At 64.0% G+C, this 15,807-nt stretch carries 18 protein-coding genes and 1 pseudogene; 11 read left to right on the top strand and 8 right to left on the bottom strand.

The window, feature by feature from the left end; all coding sequences use genetic code 11:
* Window positions 1–57: 57 nt before the first annotated feature.
* Together GO986_RS22495 and GO986_RS02135 are read right to left on the bottom strand one after the other, a co-directional pair.
* Window positions 58–360 (bottom strand): annotated as a pseudogene (locus GO986_RS22495) (GNAT family N-acetyltransferase); the annotation flags it as partial.
* Window positions 361–563: 203 nt separating this feature from the next.
* Window positions 564–1,655, bottom strand: a complete 1,092-nt coding sequence (locus tag GO986_RS02135) for a serine hydrolase domain-containing protein (protein WP_157457569.1) — start codon at window positions 1,653–1,655, stop codon at window positions 564–566.
* Window positions 1,656–1,770: 115 nt separating this feature from the next.
* Between GO986_RS02135 and GO986_RS02130 the strand changes: the two genes are divergently transcribed.
* On the top strand, window positions 1,771–2,664 hold the full coding sequence (locus tag GO986_RS02130; protein ID WP_157457568.1) for a C39 family peptidase: 894 nt from the start codon (window positions 1,771–1,773) through the stop codon (window positions 2,662–2,664).
* Window positions 2,665–2,776: 112 nt separating this feature from the next.
* Here GO986_RS02130 and GO986_RS02125 read toward each other — a convergent pair whose 3' ends face one another.
* Entirely contained in the window at window positions 2,777–3,154 is a 378-nt protein-coding gene (locus GO986_RS02125) for an MliC family protein (protein ID WP_157457567.1), read from the bottom strand.
* 75 nt (window positions 3,155–3,229) lie between these two features.
* On the opposite strand from GO986_RS02125, the gene GO986_RS02120 reads away from it, so the two are divergent.
* The 3 genes from GO986_RS02120 to GO986_RS02110 all read left to right on the top strand — a co-directional run bounded on the left by GO986_RS02120 (window position 3,230) and on the right by GO986_RS02110 (window position 5,940).
* On the top strand, window positions 3,230–3,883 hold the full coding sequence (locus tag GO986_RS02120) for a DUF1345 domain-containing protein (RefSeq protein WP_157457566.1): 654 nt from the start codon (window positions 3,230–3,232) through the stop codon (window positions 3,881–3,883).
* 331 nt (window positions 3,884–4,214) lie between these two features.
* Window positions 4,215–5,354: an NAD(P)/FAD-dependent oxidoreductase gene (locus tag GO986_RS02115; protein WP_157457565.1), complete on the top strand. Its 1,140-nt coding sequence runs from the start codon at window positions 4,215–4,217 to the stop codon at window positions 5,352–5,354.
* 118 nt (window positions 5,355–5,472) lie between these two features.
* A complete protein-coding gene (locus tag GO986_RS02110) occupies window positions 5,473–5,940 on the top strand; it encodes a hypothetical protein (RefSeq protein WP_157457564.1) in 468 nt (155 codons plus the stop codon).
* Here the strand turns inward: GO986_RS02110 and GO986_RS22780 are convergent.
* Both GO986_RS22780 and GO986_RS22775 read right to left on the bottom strand, forming a co-directional pair.
* Window positions 5,937–6,356: a hypothetical protein gene (locus tag GO986_RS22780; RefSeq protein ID WP_232337348.1), complete on the bottom strand. Its 420-nt coding sequence runs from the start codon at window positions 6,354–6,356 to the stop codon at window positions 5,937–5,939. The genes GO986_RS02110 and GO986_RS22780 overlap by 4 nt on opposite strands.
* On the bottom strand, window positions 6,323–6,595 hold the full coding sequence (locus tag GO986_RS22775) for a hypothetical protein (protein ID WP_232337347.1): 273 nt from the start codon (window positions 6,593–6,595) through the stop codon (window positions 6,323–6,325). Before GO986_RS22775 ends, GO986_RS22780 begins: the two co-directional genes overlap by 34 nt.
* Before the next feature lie 160 nt (window positions 6,596–6,755).
* Between GO986_RS22775 and GO986_RS02100 the strand changes: the two genes are divergently transcribed.
* A complete protein-coding gene (locus GO986_RS02100) occupies window positions 6,756–7,085 on the top strand; it encodes a PadR family transcriptional regulator (protein ID WP_157457563.1) in 330 nt (109 codons plus the stop codon).
* Window positions 7,082–8,251: a hypothetical protein gene (locus GO986_RS02095; RefSeq protein ID WP_157457562.1), complete on the top strand. Its 1,170-nt coding sequence runs from the start codon at window positions 7,082–7,084 to the stop codon at window positions 8,249–8,251. The genes GO986_RS02100 and GO986_RS02095 overlap by 4 nt, the downstream gene beginning before the upstream one ends.
* On the opposite strand, the gene GO986_RS02090 is transcribed toward GO986_RS02095, so the two are convergent.
* Complete coding sequence (locus GO986_RS02090; protein WP_157457561.1) at window positions 8,248–8,709, bottom strand: TlpA family protein disulfide reductase; 462 nt, start codon at window positions 8,707–8,709, stop codon at window positions 8,248–8,250. The genes GO986_RS02095 and GO986_RS02090 overlap by 4 nt on opposite strands.
* A gap of 1,625 nt (window positions 8,710–10,334) precedes the next feature.
* Between GO986_RS02090 and GO986_RS02085 the strand changes: the two genes are divergently transcribed.
* Window positions 10,335–10,832: an AfsR/SARP family transcriptional regulator gene (locus GO986_RS02085; RefSeq protein WP_157457560.1), complete on the top strand. Its 498-nt coding sequence runs from the start codon at window positions 10,335–10,337 to the stop codon at window positions 10,830–10,832.
* A 151-nt stretch (window positions 10,833–10,983) separates the two neighbouring features.
* Entirely contained in the window at window positions 10,984–11,862 is an 879-nt protein-coding gene (locus GO986_RS02080) for a helix-turn-helix transcriptional regulator (RefSeq protein WP_198170353.1), read from the top strand.
* A gap of 331 nt (window positions 11,863–12,193) precedes the next feature.
* Here the strand turns inward: GO986_RS02080 and GO986_RS02075 are convergent, their stop codons facing one another.
* Window positions 12,194–12,970 carry a MerR family transcriptional regulator gene (locus GO986_RS02075; RefSeq protein WP_157457558.1) on the bottom strand — a complete coding sequence of 259 codons (777 nt, stop codon included), beginning with the start codon at window positions 12,968–12,970 and terminating at the stop codon, window positions 12,194–12,196.
* Window positions 12,971–13,075: 105 nt separating this feature from the next.
* Between GO986_RS02075 and GO986_RS02070 the strand changes: the two genes are divergently transcribed.
* The 3 genes from GO986_RS02070 to GO986_RS02060 are packed head-to-tail and all read left to right on the top strand — an operon-like array spanning window position 13,076 to window position 14,984.
* Window positions 13,076–13,966: an MDR/zinc-dependent alcohol dehydrogenase-like family protein gene (locus GO986_RS02070; RefSeq protein ID WP_157457557.1), complete on the top strand. Its 891-nt coding sequence runs from the start codon at window positions 13,076–13,078 to the stop codon at window positions 13,964–13,966.
* A 5-nt stretch (window positions 13,967–13,971) separates the two neighbouring features.
* Window positions 13,972–14,691: an AzlC family ABC transporter permease gene (locus GO986_RS02065; RefSeq protein WP_157457556.1), complete on the top strand. Its 720-nt coding sequence runs from the start codon at window positions 13,972–13,974 to the stop codon at window positions 14,689–14,691.
* Complete coding sequence (locus GO986_RS02060) at window positions 14,688–14,984, top strand: AzlD domain-containing protein (RefSeq protein WP_369409092.1); 297 nt, start codon at window positions 14,688–14,690, stop codon at window positions 14,982–14,984. The genes GO986_RS02065 and GO986_RS02060 overlap by 4 nt, the downstream gene beginning before the upstream one ends.
* 39 nt (window positions 14,985–15,023) lie before the next feature.
* Here GO986_RS02060 and GO986_RS02055 read toward each other — a convergent pair whose 3' ends face one another.
* Window positions 15,024–15,791: a restriction endonuclease gene (locus tag GO986_RS02055; protein WP_157457555.1), complete on the bottom strand. Its 768-nt coding sequence runs from the start codon at window positions 15,789–15,791 to the stop codon at window positions 15,024–15,026.
* Window positions 15,792–15,807 lie beyond the last annotated feature (16 nt).

Genomic DNA, 15,807 nt, shown 5'->3' with positions numbered 1-15,807 from the left:
CTTACGGAAGAGGGGTGGCGTGGGTGAGGGGCAGCCTTTCCTGCCTCCGAACAGACCTCAGCTCAGCGGCCCCAGCGCCGAGCGGTAAAAGGCATTGAGGGGCGTCTGCGTCAAACTTCTGGTGTTCTGAAAGCCCAGTGAGGCGTAGAAGGCCAGTTGACCAGGATCGTTGTCGGTGAGCAGGACCATCTGCATCACGCTGCCGTACCTCGCCAGCACCGCGTCCAGCAGGGCCCGCCCCACGCCCCGGCGCTGCCAGTTGGGGCACACCAGAATGTCCTGCACATACAGAATGCTGACCTCATCCGTCAGGCCGCGAACGAGGCCAATCAGACGGCCGGCATCTTCCCGCGCTGTCCAGAGAAAGCTCGACTGTTAAACAGCCTGGCCAAGGCGCTGTGGCTCGCGCGTGTAGGCCGTCCATCCAACGGAGCTGTACAGGTCAGTCAGTTCTGGCAATGAAGGGGTCTGGCCGGAAGACAGGGTAAACGTCACCTTTCAGACTCTGCCGCATAAATGGCCCCAGCGGAGGCGCGATTGCGGCTCCATGCAGGGCCGAGCTATCAGGCCCCTTCCTTCTCAAACAGCCCCAGCACCCGGTCAGGAAAAGCGCTGAAGGCACTCTCCGGGGCCTCCACATGCGGGTGGTCCCAGGCGATCAGGCGGACGGCCACCACCCCACGCCGCCGGTCTATGACGAGGTTCTGCCCCCGGTGTCCGTCATGCCGGAAGCCCGCCTGGGGGCCGCGCGTTGTGGTCAACCACGCCACGCCCGCCGGAGCGTCCTGCGGCACGAAGCCTGCTCCGCGAATCAGAGCCAGGACCTCGTCACGGCTGACCTGATCGCACAAACAACGGCCCAGCGCGGCCACCTGACGCGGGTCAGCTCCTGCGGCCTCCAGTGCCCGCACGTTTTCAGCCGTAACGCTGTAGCGCGTCCAGGCCGGCAGCATCCACCACAGCAGGCCGATCTCGGGGAAGACAGGCGTAGCAGGGTGAGTACTCTCCTCTATCCACTCCGCTTCTATCAGCCACTCTCCCCCATTCAGCGCCAGTTGTCCCAGCCGCGCCAGATCGCGGGCGTGCAGGCGTAGACCGCTCATGCCGTGTGGGTTGCCGGCGGGGTCGCGCTGCCACGACCAGTCATCTATGCCCAGCGGGCCAAACAGGTCGGCGCGGGCAAAGTCGTCAGCCTTCTGCCCGGTGGCGCGTTCCAGCACGCCGCAAATCAGGTTGGCGGCCTTGTTGTTGTAGGCGAAATGGGTGCCGGGGTCGTGGTCCAGTTCAGCGCACAGGGCCAACTGCACAAAATCCTGGCTCGGATAGATGTCCTGACCCGTATGGGGGTGGTTGTGCAGGCCGCTGGTATGTGTCAGCAGATGACGCAGCGTCAGGTCACGCTTGCGGCCCTGCCGCCATTCGGGGAAAAACTCGCTGACCTTTACGTCAGCACCTGGCAAATGCCCCAGCATCACCGCGCGGCCCACGATCAGGCTCAGCACGGCTTTGGTCACGCTCATGGTTTCCAGGGGCCGGTCGCCCTCGCCGTCCAGCACCTCATCCAGCAGCACCTCGCCACCTTTAAGCACCACCAGGGCGCTGGTGTTCGTGCGCTTTGCTTCGTCCAACAGGGCATGCAGAGGGTCAGTGGACACGCCGTCAGCCTAGCCGGTTTATATTGCACGCCACGCCGCATTCTGGGAGCCACCCTTGAGGACGCTTCAGCCGAACTCAAGGCGCCCAGCCCCCAAACTCGCCACACTACTTGACATGAAACGTTCGCTCGCCGCCCTGCTGCTGGGCCCGGTCTTGCTGGCCGCCTGCTCGTCGCAGGCCGAAACCACCCTGCCGGCCAGCGTCTCCCTGAAGGGCGTAGGGCACGACAACCAGGGGCTGAACAACTGCGGGCCGGTCACCGCCAGCATTGTGCTGGGGTATTACGGCAAGACCGTCACGCAGGCGCAGGCGGCAGCGGCCCTGAAAGACAGCAGCAAGGATGTGGAGGTCTCCACGCAGGAGGTCGCCGCCTACCTGGAACGCAACGGCCTGAAAACCCTGATCCGCTACGCAGGCACCCCGGTCCAGATGCGGGCGCTGCTGGCCGCCAAGCTTCCAGTGGTGGTGCAGCAGCGTCTGCAACGCGGCGACAAGACCGCCCATTTCCGCACGCTGTACGCCTACGGCCCGGACAGTTTTACAGCCAGCGATTCGCTGCTGGGCCCAGAACTGACCCTGACCGAAGCCCGTTTTACAGAGCTGTGGGACTACTACAACGGCGAATATCTGCTGGCTTACCCCGCCAACCGTGAGGCCGAAGTGCGCGCCATTCTGGGCAAAGACTGGGACGAGGCCGCCAACTGGACCCGCCTGCGCGACGAGATGACGGCCCGCACACGGCAGGACAGCGCCACCGCCTTTGACTGGTGGGGCCTGGGGCAAGCGCGGCTGGCCCTGGGGCAACCCGCAGAAGCCGCAAAAGCTTTTGACCGCGCCGTAGAGCTAGGTGTGCCCCTGCAATACCACTGGTATCGTCAGGGCGCCATGCTGGCCTGGAACCGCACCGGGCAGCCTGAAAAGACGCGCGAGGTGGCCCAGCGCATTCTGGACGAGCAGCCTGGCATTAAAGAGGTTGAAGCGCTGCTGGGCGCTGCAGGCACAGATTGACGGCCAGGGTGGTTGCATGAAGAGAGGAAGTTTCGGTGCGCCGGCGCTCAAAGTCTTGGTCAGACAGCAATGAGAGCGGCGGCCCACCTTTCGGGCCGCCGCTCTCCACAATTTAACGCTGGGTCGGCGTTTTACAGCCCGTCAGCAGCGTCTTGGTCGTCACGGTACTGTTGCCCGTAAAGGTGCTGAGGTCGGCCTTGCCCTGGTGTTCCCACCACTGCAGGCCCCCACGCGCGCCGACAGGGCCGTACAGCCCGGCGTAGCGTGCCCCACTGCCACTGATGGCCTGGGCCAGGCCGTAGCGGGCGCCGTTCCAGTCCAGCACCGCGAACATGGGCTCCTGCCCGTAACTGACATACGACACGCTGATCTTCTTGCCGGCGTCACAGGTGTAGTGGTAGACGCGGTAGGTCACCTGCACGGGCGGCGTGGCCGCCGAAGCGGCAGTCAACAGGCTCAGGGCCGAAGCAACAACCAGAGAACGGAACATGCCGTCAGGCTAGAGGGCTTCCATGAAGGCCAACTGGGACGCACATGATGACCGGAGGAAGCCTATGCTCCGGCCATGCCCCACTTTCAGCTGTCCAGCGCCGCTGCCCGGTTGCTCCGCAGCGCCCTAACGGCGCTCTTTGCGGCGCTGCTGACCCCGGCGGATTGGCCCCTGCCCGCGCGGCTCATGTTCGGCTGGCTGGCCTTTTGTGCCGTCTTCATGGCGCAGCTGTGGCCCACCCTCCTGCGCGCCGACGCGCCCCGGACCCGCACCCTCGCCACCCACGAAGACGACTCGCGCGTGGTGGCGGGGGCCGTGGCCCTCGGCGCCGCGCTGGTCAGCCTGGCCGGGGTGGTCTCCTTGCTGGTCGCCGCAGGCCACGCGCCGCGTTCTGCCGAGCTGGCCCTGACTGGCCTGGCCCTGCTGACCGTGGTCGCCTCCTGGCTTCTGGTGCAGACCGAATACACCCTGCACTACGCGCGGCGCTTTTACCGCGACGGGCACGGGGCGCAGTTTACTGGCCCCGACAACCAGCCGCTGCCCGAGCCGACCTACCAGGATTTTGCCTACCTGGCCGCCACCATCGGCATGACCTATCAGGTCAGCGACACCACCCTGACCACGCGCGCCATGCGGCAGTTGCTGCTGGGCCACGCCCTGCTGTCATTTGTCTTTGGCACCGTCATCATCGCAGTGACCATCAATGGTGTGGCGGGCCTGATTCGGTAGGGAGGTCTTGCCCCTTTAGGCCGACGCTCAAAAAGCTTCGGCGAATTGGTCAACCAACTGGGCAACCTGCAACAGCAAGCCACAAGGAAAGAGCCAGCGCTCGACTCTAAAAAATTCAGAATCGCCAGACCGATCTCCTTCCCCCTGAAACCGAGCTCAACCCTTCATGCTTGTTATAGGCAGGTAGAGACTGAACGCAGCATGACAGACCGAGTTTGGTGTACGATGGACACTGCTGCCGTCTGGGGCCTGCGGAGGTTTCCAGCGGTATTCTCGGGTCTACGGGCCAGGTTCCCAGACGATTCGTGAATTCGTTCACAGGAGTAAAGACATGAAGACCCTCATCCTCGGTGCTGGTTACGCCGGTCTGGCCGTCGCCACGAAACTGAAGCCCACCCCTGGCCTTGAGGCCCTGATGGTGGAGCAGAATGCCTACCATACCTTTGAAACCCGCCTGCACGAAGCGGCGGCCCACAACACCCGCGTGACCCTGCCGCTGGCGCCGCTGCTGCGCGGCACGGGCGTCGAGCTGGAACAGGCGCAGGTTGACCATGTCGATCTGGACGAGAAAGAGGTCAAGCTCAAAGATGGCCGCGTGCTCACCTACGACACGCTGGTCGTGGGCCTGGGGTCGGTCACCAACTTCTACCGCATTCCTGGTTTGGCTGAAAACGCCAGCGAACTCAAGCAGCTGAGCGACGCCGACGAGATCTTTAACTTCGTTAACCGCGCTTTTTCCAGCGAGTACCAGGGCAACCGCGACATCGTGGTGGGGGGCGCTGGCCTGACCGGCGTGGAACTGGTCACCGAACTGGCCCAGCGCGCCGCGCTGCTGAGCAAGGAACGCGGCCTGCCGCCCTTTAACATCTACCTCGTTGAAGCGGGGCCCAAGATTCTGCCCATTCTGGACGAGGGCCTGCGCGCCAAAGCTCAGAGAACCCTGGAAGAGTACGGCATTCACATTCTGGTCGGTCACCGCCTGATGCAGGCGACCGCCGACACGGTGACGGTGCAGACTGCCAGCGGCGAGCAAAAGGTGATTGAAGCCGGCAAGATTATCTGGACCGGCGGCATTCAGGCCCGCGACATCGTCAGTGGCCGTCAACTGGAAAAAGGTCCCGGCGGGCGCATTGCCGTGGACGACAAGCTGCGTGCCAAAGGCTACCCCGAGGTGTTCGTGATTGGCGATATGGGCCTGGCGCTCAATCAGGAAGGCAAGCCTGTGCCTACCACCGCGCAGCACGCCGGGCAGCAGGGCCGCTTGACGGGCAAAAACATCCTGCGCCTGGCCAGAGGCGAGGAACTGGACGCCTATGAACCCACCACCCTGGGCGAGTTTGTGTCGCTGGGCGGCCTGATGGCCGTCGGCTGGATGAAACTGCCGTGGAACCAGAAGCTGGCCATTACTGGCGGCATCGCCCACGTCATGAAGCGCGCGAGCGAATGGCGCTGGCGCGCCAGCATTGACTGACCCCGCTCAGCTGGGTTTGCCTCCCCTGTGCGGGAGGCTTTTTTTGTGGCTCTGCCAAATGGCTGATGGGCAACAGATCAGGCAGCGCGCGCTCAGAGGGGCTTCTACACTGAGACCCATGCTCAAAGGGTGGACCTTTCTGGCGCTGGGCGCCCTGCTGTGCAGTTGCAACAATCCTATTGAAGCGCACAACAAACGCCGCGACCAGCAGCTGATGCACGACAACGCCCTGTACTATCGGCGCCAGTGCATTGAGGCCCTGGAGCGCATCCGCGCGACCAGCACGCCACAGGTGTTCGCGGCGGCCCTGAACGGCCAAGGCTGCCAGTCGCCGCTGCTGGGTGACTACGCCCTGCAAGACAACCTCAACCGGACCGTCCAAGGCAGTGTCATCACGCTCGACCTCAAGCGCCTGAGCGACTACACCCTGGAAGTCACGGGGCTCAATGGGCAGACCTACGAGTATGTGGACGGCGGCGATGCGGCGGCCGCCGCCGAGCAGGACGGCACCTTTACTGAAACGGCCCCCGATGTGGTCTCGCCTGACGGTGACGGAGGCCGTGTGGTGGACGAGGCCACCCCCTAACCGTCCAGCCAGGGAAAGCCCCAGGGGTCCTGCCCACACAGGGCATCGACCTGCGCGGCGTCGTGGGTACGGACGGGCAGGGGAAAGTCACTGGGCTGCACCGGGACCGCCAGCAGTGGCGTGACCGGCTGCGGGCTGACCCAGTGCGGTTCTTGCACGCGGCCCAGCCCAGGCCAGTCGTAGGGAGGCATTTGCTCAAAGCCAGCGGACGGCAAAACGTACACGGTGCCGGGCGACAGCAGTGCCCGCCCACTGGTCACAACCGGGTCGCACGGGGCCAGCGACAGAAAATAGTGGGGAGTGGACCACTCTCCGCCGTGTTCCAAGCGCAGCGCCACATTCAGCATGCGCCGCACTTGAACCGGGTCGCGCAGGGCGTACATCATGGCCCACAGGCCGTCCGAGGCCGCAAACACGCCGGCGTGAACTCATCTGGGCTGAGGTCGTGGGGCAAGCGCGGCTCGAAGGTGTCAATGCCGGACTGCGGCGAACCGTGGAGCAGCAGGCCCTGACCGGTCAGCCACTGTAGAAAAACCCAGCGCGGCACCGTGGCTGGCAGGCGGGTGAAGTCACGGGCCTGCCAGGCAGCCTGGAAAACTGTCCTATCGGCAGCCGACAGGATGACCTGTGGGGCTTGCAACATCCACGGACGCACACGAGCAGTCTGCCAAATCAGGGCTGATGCCAACCATAGACAGACTAAGCTTGACAAACCATCTACTTAGACAGACTATGTAGACAGACAAGGCTTTGTAAGGGCGGCAGCCGGCTGGGACGCTGGACGGTCAACGCCCACGTTCATCCCCGGAGACCCTATGAACCCTGACCTCCTGCGCGGCAACCTCGATCTGATTCTGCTGTCCCTGCTGGAACAGACCCCGCTATACGGCTTTGCCATTCTTCAGGCCGCCAGGGACCAGACGGGCGGCTACTTTGAGTTTAAAGAGGGCAGCCTCTACCCTGCCCTGCACCGGTTAGAAGCCGAAGGGCTGCTGTCTGGGCAACCCGGCGAGGTCGGCCGCAACGGCAAGCCACGCAAGTATTACGCCATCACAGACCAGGGGCGGCAAATCTTGCAACACAAACGGCAGGAGTTTGCCGAATTTACCCGCGCCGTGGCTCAGCTTGGCAAGGCGGGGGCATGAAGGTTCAGACGGTGGCCACGTGCCAGGCCCTGAACACCTATCTGCGCCGCGCTACCTGGGGCCTGCCCGCACCCCGCCGGCAGGAACTGTGGGATGAACTGGAAGAACACGCCCTGACCCGCGCCGCTCAGCTTGGGCTGCACGGCTTCTCTTCTCAAGACGCCCTGACCCAGGCCATCCGCGAACTCGGCCCGCCCGTGCGCGTGGGCCTGGGCATGGCCAAGGTGTATGCCATGCCAAAACTTCTGCTTGCCGCTGGTACCCTCGCCGTCGCCCTGAGTGCCGCGCTGTACGCGCTGGCGGGAGGCCGGGACGCCGTCAGTCTCCTGCCTGTCCTGACCCAGCGGCCCGCCAAGCCCACCTGCGTTCGGGGCACCGTCCCCACCAGCCCACACATCGCGGTTGTCAGCCAGCAAGGCAACGTAACGTGCTACACGTTTAACCAGCCCGGAGCCTACGGTGGCGTCTTTCTGAGCGGCACCGACCTTCAGCGGGCCATCACGGCCCAGGGCGGTCAGGTAACCTTGCAGAACGGTCACCTGACCCTGAGCCTGCCCGGCCAGACCACAGGTGGGGGCTCTGTCAGCGCCTTTTTCAGCAAGGATGGCGTTGCCTATTACGACGCGGCGAGCGTGGTTCGCAGCCTCCGGACCCCACGGCCCATCACTCTTCAGGGGTTTCGGGCGCCCCAGCTTCGGGTGAGTGGCCTGACCCTTCAATTCGGTGCGCCTGGCACCGAGTTGGGCCGCGCTTTTTACAATCCCCTGGGCCTTGACCTGGCCGCTCGGCTGTTGCGTTCTGGGCAGGCGGCCGTCCCTGTTGACCCTCTCCCAGGTGAATGGGTGGCCGCCGCTCCCGGCCAGACCTCAACTGGGCCACTCCACGCGGTTCAGACCGGGCTGCCCAAGGGCGAGGTGGTCATGCTCATGACCAAGCGTGACGGCCAGAACTATGCAGTTGATACGGCAGAGGTGCAGGCCGGGGGCCTCGTGCAGCTTCAGAGCCATGCCGCAACGCTGCGGTTTGTTAAAGATCCCGGCCAGCTTGGTCCCTTTGCCAGTGGGGGCGCCGTTCCCGGCCTACTGGTGCGAGTGAGTGGCGTGCCGCTGGACAGGCTGGCCTCTGGCATTTTTTTGCCGGCCCAGGCCACCAGCACCGCCCGCTAACCGCTTTCTTCATCTGAGCGCTCAGCCCATTCTTCTAGCAGATACTGGAGTCTGGTCTGGGCGTTTTCCTGGCTGCCGTACACGCTGCGCAGCAGTTCGCCGCCTGGCGCAAACGCCAGCCAGTGGGGTGTGCCCTCGGTGCGCCAGGCGCGGGCAAAGTCCCCTTGCAGGTCCAGTGCCACTGGAAAAGGCACCCTGGCGTAGTCCCGCGCAAATTTGACCAGGGTGGGCTCCACATCCTCACGGGGCAACAGGCGGTGCCCAAGACTGGTATGGACCGCCAGCAGGTGCGCGGTCTCGCCAAATTCAGCGTGAAGCCGCTTAAGAAACGGAATCCCCCGCGACATGCACCCTGGACATTCGAGGTTGAAGGTCATGACCAGGCCGGGGCGCGTCCAAGCCGTTGGCGGCGGGATAGGCACACCCTGCACGAAGTCGGTGGGCTGAGGCCAGTTCATGCCTGAACGCTACGCGCCTGTGCCTGGTCACGCCTGAAGCGTTTGCAGAGGCTCAGCCAACCGGCGCAGGCGCCTGGGGTCTTTTCATGCCTATCTGGCCTGGTCTGCTGACCACCTGGCGAGGTCACGTCTAAGTGATTCTGTCATTTGCGTAATTCATTACATTGTTCTAAAATATACATATCTGCGCGAACGGGTCGCGCGGACCGAACGGCGCCACTCTTCGGTGTCCAAAATTCTGTTTCAGAGATGTGCCAGAAGCCAAAAATCGGCTCAGGCAAGCTTCTTCTTTGACTTTCTAGCTGGTTAAGACAGTCAAAGCGATGACCTCCTTTGCCCCGCTTGCTTCACAAGCGCCTGATTCCACATTGAAGGTGATTATGTTTTCAGCGTATTTCGAATCTATGTACTACTTGCTGACCCTATTGCTGATTGTCCCAACGGCAGATGGCACTAAGGGCAACGAAGGCGTGTGGCGTACAAATCCCACAACCTAGGGTTAAATTTGTCCATCTCTGTCTTATCTTCAACGAGTGACCGCGCTGGACCTCCCGCATTTGCAGACCTTGAAGGCCCAGAACCTCAGTGAACCACTGGCGACACATATTCTTCAATTCGCCCGCACCGTAGTGTCGCGGGACGATGCACTGCTCCTGCGCCAATTTGTTGTGGACATTCCTCAAGAATGGCGTGAAACGGGGCAGTGGCCCTTGGCCCTGGCCTGGCTAGGGCTACGCGCCGTAGATTCAGCGCTTATTGCAGAGGCTCTGGCTACAGGAATAGGTGAACATACATCCTTCTTTAAAGGCATTCTGGCTTATCGGCGTCAGGATATGGCTCAAGCTGCCGACCTAACCACCAACGCCAGAGCTGGAACTGATGCCATAATGCGCGCTATTGCTCTACAGATTTATGCTGAGCTACTTAGGCATCAGGGCGCAGAGAGCTGGGAGCAGCCCTATATAGAGGCGATTGAGTCGGCGGCAGGGCGTGACCGTGGCCTCATCCGCAGCGCTTACGCATTAGCACTGGCCAAGGACCCGGCCAGAGCACGTGCCGAACACATCAACGCGCTCACAGATGTACGCAACGACCCTTTCTGGACCAGTGAAATCTGGGGGCAAATTGCCTACCTTGACTTGCAAGCCGGGCAATTTGCCAGCGCTAACCAGGCGTTTGAGCGTGCCCTTAAAGCGGCACAGCAGGAGAAGCTCGAGAGTTCTATTCACAAGGTATATCTAGGACGAGTAACTCTGTTTACCGCGCTGGGTGCCTACCCGTGCGCCCTGCATTGGTCCTCTAAAGCAGAAGGCAAACGCCTAAGTCCTAACCAGTATTGCGAGAGACAAATTACGGATACCTATGCCCTGGCGGCCTACGGGCGTCGAGCCGAGTCACTGGAACGAATCACTAACCTAGCTGCCGATCTAAGCGTGTTATACGAAGGGAAGCATTTTCTTCTGACTGTCCTAGCCTCTATTCGAGCACTAACAGGCGATAGATTTGGCGCGCGCGAAGCTCTCTCCCGAAGTCTCAGTACATCTGCTGTAGAACACTTTCGTCATGTCGTAACGCAAGCTGAACTCTACCGGCAGGAAGGCGATCTGGCGCGGGCGCAGGAAACCATGAACCATGCCGACAGCCACCTGCTGCCCAACATGCGCACCCTGGGCCGCCTCTTTCCCGAGGTCTACGCCCTACGCGGCGTGGTGGTCGAGACGCCCCCCTGGACCATTCGCTGCTCGCTGGCTGGACCAGTGCGGGTGTGGATGTACGACATCGAGCTGTCGCTGCGGCCCACCCGGCCGGCGGCGGGTCTGCTGGCCCTGCTGCTCACCTGCGGCGGCCGGGTCTCGCGTGAGCGGGCGCTGGACGCCCTCGACCTGCCTGGCCGCACGCCTGATGCCCGGCGCAAGGCCCTAAGCACCGCCGCTGCCGAGTTACGAGAAGTCCTGGGCTGGCCCGACTCGGTGCAGGTGAGTGGCGGTGTCCTGGCGCTTTCCGAGGAACCGGTCTGGCTGGACCCTATCTACCCTGAGCCGGGCCGGGAAGACCTGTTCTGCGAGGGCCGGTACGACCCGTGGATTGTGGATTGGCGAGCTGAGCAAGGTGTACTCAATTAAATTGATTTGATAATGTCTTTTCAAAAGAACAGACGAAAAGTGGACGGCAGAATGACAGGGTGAGGTCATGCCGGCCTCCTCACCACAATCTAGCGACATGCAGCGCACACAGCAGCTTTTCCTGCTTGCTCGCCTCCTGCGGCGTGCGGCCATGACCCACGCTGACTTGCTGGAGGCGACCGGGTTGGAAGAAGAGGTGCTTGGCAACCTTTTGACCGAGCTGGCCACGCTGGAGCCCGAGTTGCAACAGGATGAACACTTGTGCTGGAGGCTCAGGGCTCCCGAACCCACATGGACGGCGGCGGAGCGCCTGACGCTCCACCGAGGCCTGAGCGCTCTGGCGACATGCGGAGCTGAGCCGACCGCAGCGCTTCGCGCGTTGGCCAACCGCCTGACGGCCCCCTTGCCCACTCATGTCCAGGTGGCGCTGCCTCCCCTGCCCCAGCCTGCACAGCAGACGCTGGCCCCAGAGCAGGTGCTTCCTCTGGTCACGCAGGCGTGGTTGGGTGGCCACGCTCTGCAATTCGAGTATCTGCGGCCAGGCCGGGCCCAGTCGCGCCGCCGCGTGACCCTTCAGCCGCACCTGATTTGCGCACACCCCGTCACGCTGGAGCTGCTGGTGGTGGGCCGCGAGCTGAACGGGCGGCGTCCTCAGCGGACCTTTCGCCTGGCCCGGATGCTGGGGGCGCAACTTCACCCTGGGCGGCCCGCTGCGGCGCCCGTGCCTGTCCCGATCTGCCCTGCCGCCAGCGCTGTGACCCTGAGGTTTACCGGACAGGCCCGGCTGCGGGTCATCGAAGGGCGCGTACCGCATCTGAGCGAGCCCATCATCAATCCTGACGGCAGTGTGGACGCCACCTTGCAGGCCCCGCACGACGGCCGCGCCGCCCTGCCCTGGATTCTCAGCTGGGGCGGCGGCGCCGAGGTGCTGTCCCCAGCGCCGCTGCGGGCCCTGTGGCAGGCCGAACTGCGCACCGCCCTGACCGCCGCCCAACGCCCACCCACGCAGTTTGGGGCCGGGGCCGCGTAAGCCAAGGTGAGGCCAACCCTGAGCAGACCTCTCAACCTGCAGCGCCATGCGAGCTGTTCCGGTCAGACAATGTTCTTCATGGCATGGATGTTCAGCGGAGCATTGCTCACTCCGCAGAGAACCTCAGCCGAACCATCAAGCGACGGGCAATTTCACCGCCCTGTCTCTCCCTTACACAGCCTGCTTGCCTTCTGAGCCGCTTGAGTTTTGTGCCCGCCATGTCAGTGTGTTCCTGCCAGAGCAAACACCCGCAGAAGGTGGTTGCTCTGGCAAGAATGATTGTTCACAGCCTCAAGAGAAGCCGCGTCTGGCCTTCTCTCAGTTGGCCTGCTCAGCCGGCTTCCTGAGCATTAGCCCAGGCAGTCACAGCGGCACTCTGGTAGGCCGCCAGGCCCGGCCCAGCCCGGTCAATGTTGCGGGTGAAGCGGTCGTCCTGCACCCACATCTGGGCCAGGCCACGCATCATGGCCGGCGGAGCGTCGTAATAGCGGGCCTCAATGTGCGCGTGGTGCTGTGCAGCCACCGCCTGCCCCTGTGAGCCGTCCGGCGCCACGCCAGCGGCCATCAGGGCCAGATACTGGCTGTAGATGTGGTCCATCTCGGCCTTGACCGCTTCCCAGTCGGCCTTCGTGTAGCGGGCTGTTTTGGCCTTGCTCTGCCGATAGGCGTCCGTGTCGCCCCAGCGGGCCTGGACTTCGGGTTCGTACTGCTCGGGGTCAAAGCCGTCAAAGACAGCCTTTACGTCTTCATTGTTCATGGGGTCTCCTGGACTGGCCAGCATCGCCAGCACGGCGTCAATCGTCGCCTGGGTGCGCCGCTGCTGCTCTTGCAGCAAAGACAGCTGGGTGGTCAGCGCCTGCTGCTGCAGGGCGCTCGGGGCGGCCAGCAGCGGCGCAATGTCGTTCAGGGCAAAGCCCAGCTGACGGTAGGTCAGCACGGCGCGCAGCCGCGCCAGGTCCGCCGGGGTGTACAGCCGGTAATTGCCCTCGCTGCGCTCGCTGGGGCGCAGCAGCCCAATGTCGTCGTAGTGGTGCAGGGTCCGCACGCTGACGCCGGTCAGCAGCGACACCTCGCCCACCGTCCAGCGCGGCGGGGATTGGCGCTCCAAAAGCCCACCTCCTTCTGTCTGGCAGCGTAGGCCCTCACGCGGCGTCAGGGTCAAGCGGTAGGTGAATTGGCCGAGGAGACGCCTCCAGACCGCAGACTGAACTGGATGCGCCTGGTTGCCCACGCCCCCAACCGCCTGCGCTGGGACGCCGTGCCAGACCGGCCGCCTGGTCCCGGCGAGGTGAGTGTCCGCACGCACTTCAGTGCCCTGAGCGTCGCGTCGGAACTCACCCTCCTGCACGCTGGCCCCTTTCCAGCGGCACTGGGCTATCAAACCCTGGGAACGGTTGAGGCAGTGGGAGCAGGCGTGACCCTGGCACTCGGCACGCGCGTCGTGACCACGCTGGGCCACGCTTCCCACGGCTTTCACCCCGCCGGGCGAGTGGTGCCGGTGCCGCCGCATGTCTCTGACCGCGCCGCCCTGTGCGCCATTCTGGGCGAGGAAACCCACAAGGGCCTGCGCAAGGTCAGGCCGCGCCCCGGCGAAGCGGTGCTGGTGGCGGGCGCGGGACTGCTGGGCCTCCTCAGCATCTTCAATCTGACCCGGCGCGGCGTGCATGAGGTTCATCTCCTGGAGCCGCGTGCCGACCGCCGCGCCCTGGCCCTGACTTTTGGGGCCGCCGCCCACGCCCCTGGCGAGCTGCCGCACGACAGGTTTCAGGTGGGCGTGGAGTGCAGCGCTTCCCCGGCCGGGTTTACCGAACTGGTGTCACACCTGGCACCCGGGGGACGCTGCGTCGTGCTCTCAGATGGGAATGGCGGCGCCCTCAGCCTGCCGCCCGCCTTTCACCAGCGGGAGGTGCAGGTGGTGGGCTCCAGTGACGGCGAAGATTACGCGGCCTACGCGCACTGGCTGTGGGCCCACGCCGAGCCGCGGCTGGACCATCTCTTTCCGCTGACGGTCAGGCCGGCCGACCTCCCAGGGCTCTATTCTCAGTTACAGGCCCGGGGGCGGCCCGTCAGCGCGGTGGTGGACTGGCGGGGGGCGCTAGGGTGAGGCACATGACGACCTTCCAAACAGGCTTCTGGCAGGGCTTCCGGCTGATGCTGCCGCTGTGGCCTGGGGTGGTGCCGTTTGCGGTGGCCTACGCGGTCACGGCGCGCGGCGCGGGCCTGAGTCTGTGGGACACCTGCCTGATGAGCCTGACCGTGTTTGCCGGGGCCAGCCAGTTCGCGGCGGCCGGGCAATTTGCGGGCAGCACGCTGCCTCTGGGCGCCGCACTGGCGCTGGTGGGCACCACCTTTCTCCTGAACGCCCGGCATCTGCTTTACGGCCTGAGCCTGTCGCGGCAGCTACCGCTCAGTGGCCGGCAGCGCATCCTGGCCGCACAGTTCCTGACCGACGAGGCGTTTGGCGTGGTCACCGTGGCGGGAACGCGCACGCCGGGGGGCGTGACCTTCGCGCTGCTGCTGGGCGCCGAACTGAGCCTGTACGCGGCCTGGAACGCCGCCACCTTGCTGGGCGCCCTGGCCGGCCAGGTGCTGCCGGGACCGGCGGCGCTGGGGGTGGGCGTCATCTTTCCTCTGGCCTTTTTGGGGCTGCTGGTGCCGCTGCTGCGGGGCCGCCCCGAGGTGTTGGTGGCATTGGTGGCTGGGCTGGGGGCTTGGGCTCTCTCGGGCCGGGTGCCGGGTGGGCTCAGCATTCTGCTGGTTGGGGTGGGTGGGGCGCTGCTGGGCGCCTGGCTGGTGACCCGCCGCGCGCCAGTTGCGGAGGCCGCGTGAGCGCCTGGGCCGTCATTGGGCTGATGTGGGCAGTGACCTTCGGGCCGCGCCTGCTGGGCCTGAGCCTGGGGCGCCTGGAACTGACGCCCTTCTGGCACGCCTTCTTGCGCTTTGTGCCGGTCAGCGTGTTTGCCGCGCTGATTGTGCCCGAGATTCTGGGCAGCCCCGAGTGGCTGCGCCGACTGGTGGGGGCCGCCGTCGCCGCGCTGCTCGTCTGGCGCCAGGGCAACCTGGCCGTGGGTCTGCTGGGCGGCTTCGGGGCGTACTGGCTGGCGCGGGTGGCGGGGCTGTAGCCCAAATAGCCAGGCTCTTTTTGAAGTCGCACGTGCTTATCAGAGTTCTTCGCCAACAAGCGGCGTGCTGTACTTCAGGAGCAGTGATGCAACCTGAATACCGCTAATAAGCGAAATAGGTTGCCGGTCAGGAGCCGCAGCTTCCAGCTTGGCGTTTTCACTGTAGTCGCCTGTGGTGAAAAACCAGCCCAACTCTCCAATAGCGAGACTGCCACGGAGTTTCTGAATGTCTGGCCGCGAGATGTTGGATGCGTGCTGCTTAACTTGCACCGCTACGCGAACATGTATTAGTCCTTCCATACTCCATAGCCCTCTTAGGTCAATCCCACCATCACGCTGTGCTGGTGTGCGAACCACGTTCTGCATCCCCAAGGCAGGTAAAAGCTGCTCAATCTGCGCCTCAAAGTCCTGCCAATTCATAGCTCTCAGGCGTTTGAGACAGGCTCGCTCAGCTTTAGAATAACCGGCGCGTGGAACAGCAGCCTCACTGTTGTGCCGGGAAGGCGACGACTTAGTTTGTGCCGGCTGACCAAGCCAGCTCAGCCGGTACAGTCTTCCCACTCGGCCAATGCCAAACCTCTGCTGCTGCCCTCGTCTGGCCCGCATCTCCCGCTCAGCTAGGATATTTTCGATGACTTGCTGTGCCCGGTAAGGATGGCCCGTACTCTCTAAGCGGCGCACTACATCTGCTACTTCTTGATAGCCCGAGGTGGTTTGCATGACCTGCTCCAGAGCGACCAGAAGCTCTGTATCTACACGCCCTTTCAAGAGCATTTCAGAACCGCCCGGCGCACCCTTTTTCATCATGACTTGCCCAAACTAT

The organism is Deinococcus arboris (assembly GCF_009755355.1).
In the GTDB taxonomy this organism is placed as follows: Bacteria; Deinococcota; Deinococci; order Deinococcales; family Deinococcaceae; genus Deinococcus; species Deinococcus betulae.
The sequence above is the reverse complement of the archived record's forward strand: the minus strand, read 5'-3'. Positions and strand labels throughout refer to the sequence as shown.

Bases quoted from the DNA above. Each gene is read 5' to 3' on its own strand.
- GO986_RS02130 (WP_157457568.1), top strand. From the start codon at position 1,771: ATGAAACGTTCGCTCGCCGCCCTGCTGCTGGGCCCGGTCTTGCTGGCC.
- GO986_RS02125 (WP_157457567.1), bottom strand. From the start codon at position 3,154: ATGTTCCGTTCTCTGGTTGTTGCTTCGGCCCTGAGCCTGTTGACTGCC.
- GO986_RS02120 (WP_157457566.1), top strand. From the start codon at position 3,230: ATGCCCCACTTTCAGCTGTCCAGCGCCGCTGCCCGGTTGCTCCGCAGC.
- GO986_RS02115 (WP_157457565.1), top strand. From the start codon at position 4,215: ATGAAGACCCTCATCCTCGGTGCTGGTTACGCCGGTCTGGCCGTCGCC.
- GO986_RS02110 (WP_157457564.1), top strand. From the start codon at position 5,473: ATGCTCAAAGGGTGGACCTTTCTGGCGCTGGGCGCCCTGCTGTGCAGT.
- GO986_RS02100 (WP_157457563.1), top strand. From the start codon at position 6,756: ATGAACCCTGACCTCCTGCGCGGCAACCTCGATCTGATTCTGCTGTCC.
- GO986_RS02095 (WP_157457562.1), top strand. From the start codon at position 7,082: ATGAAGGTTCAGACGGTGGCCACGTGCCAGGCCCTGAACACCTATCTG.
- GO986_RS02090 (WP_157457561.1), bottom strand. From the start codon at position 8,709: ATGAACTGGCCTCAGCCCACCGACTTCGTGCAGGGTGTGCCTATCCCG.
- GO986_RS02085 (WP_157457560.1), top strand. From the start codon at position 10,335: ATGAACCATGCCGACAGCCACCTGCTGCCCAACATGCGCACCCTGGGC.
- GO986_RS02080 (WP_198170353.1), top strand. From the start codon at position 10,984: ATGACCCACGCTGACTTGCTGGAGGCGACCGGGTTGGAAGAAGAGGTG.
- GO986_RS02070 (WP_157457557.1), top strand. From the start codon at position 13,076: ATGCGCCTGGTTGCCCACGCCCCCAACCGCCTGCGCTGGGACGCCGTG.
- GO986_RS02065 (WP_157457556.1), top strand. From the start codon at position 13,972: ATGACGACCTTCCAAACAGGCTTCTGGCAGGGCTTCCGGCTGATGCTG.
- GO986_RS02055 (WP_157457555.1), bottom strand. From the start codon at position 15,791: ATGATGAAAAAGGGTGCGCCGGGCGGTTCTGAAATGCTCTTGAAAGGG.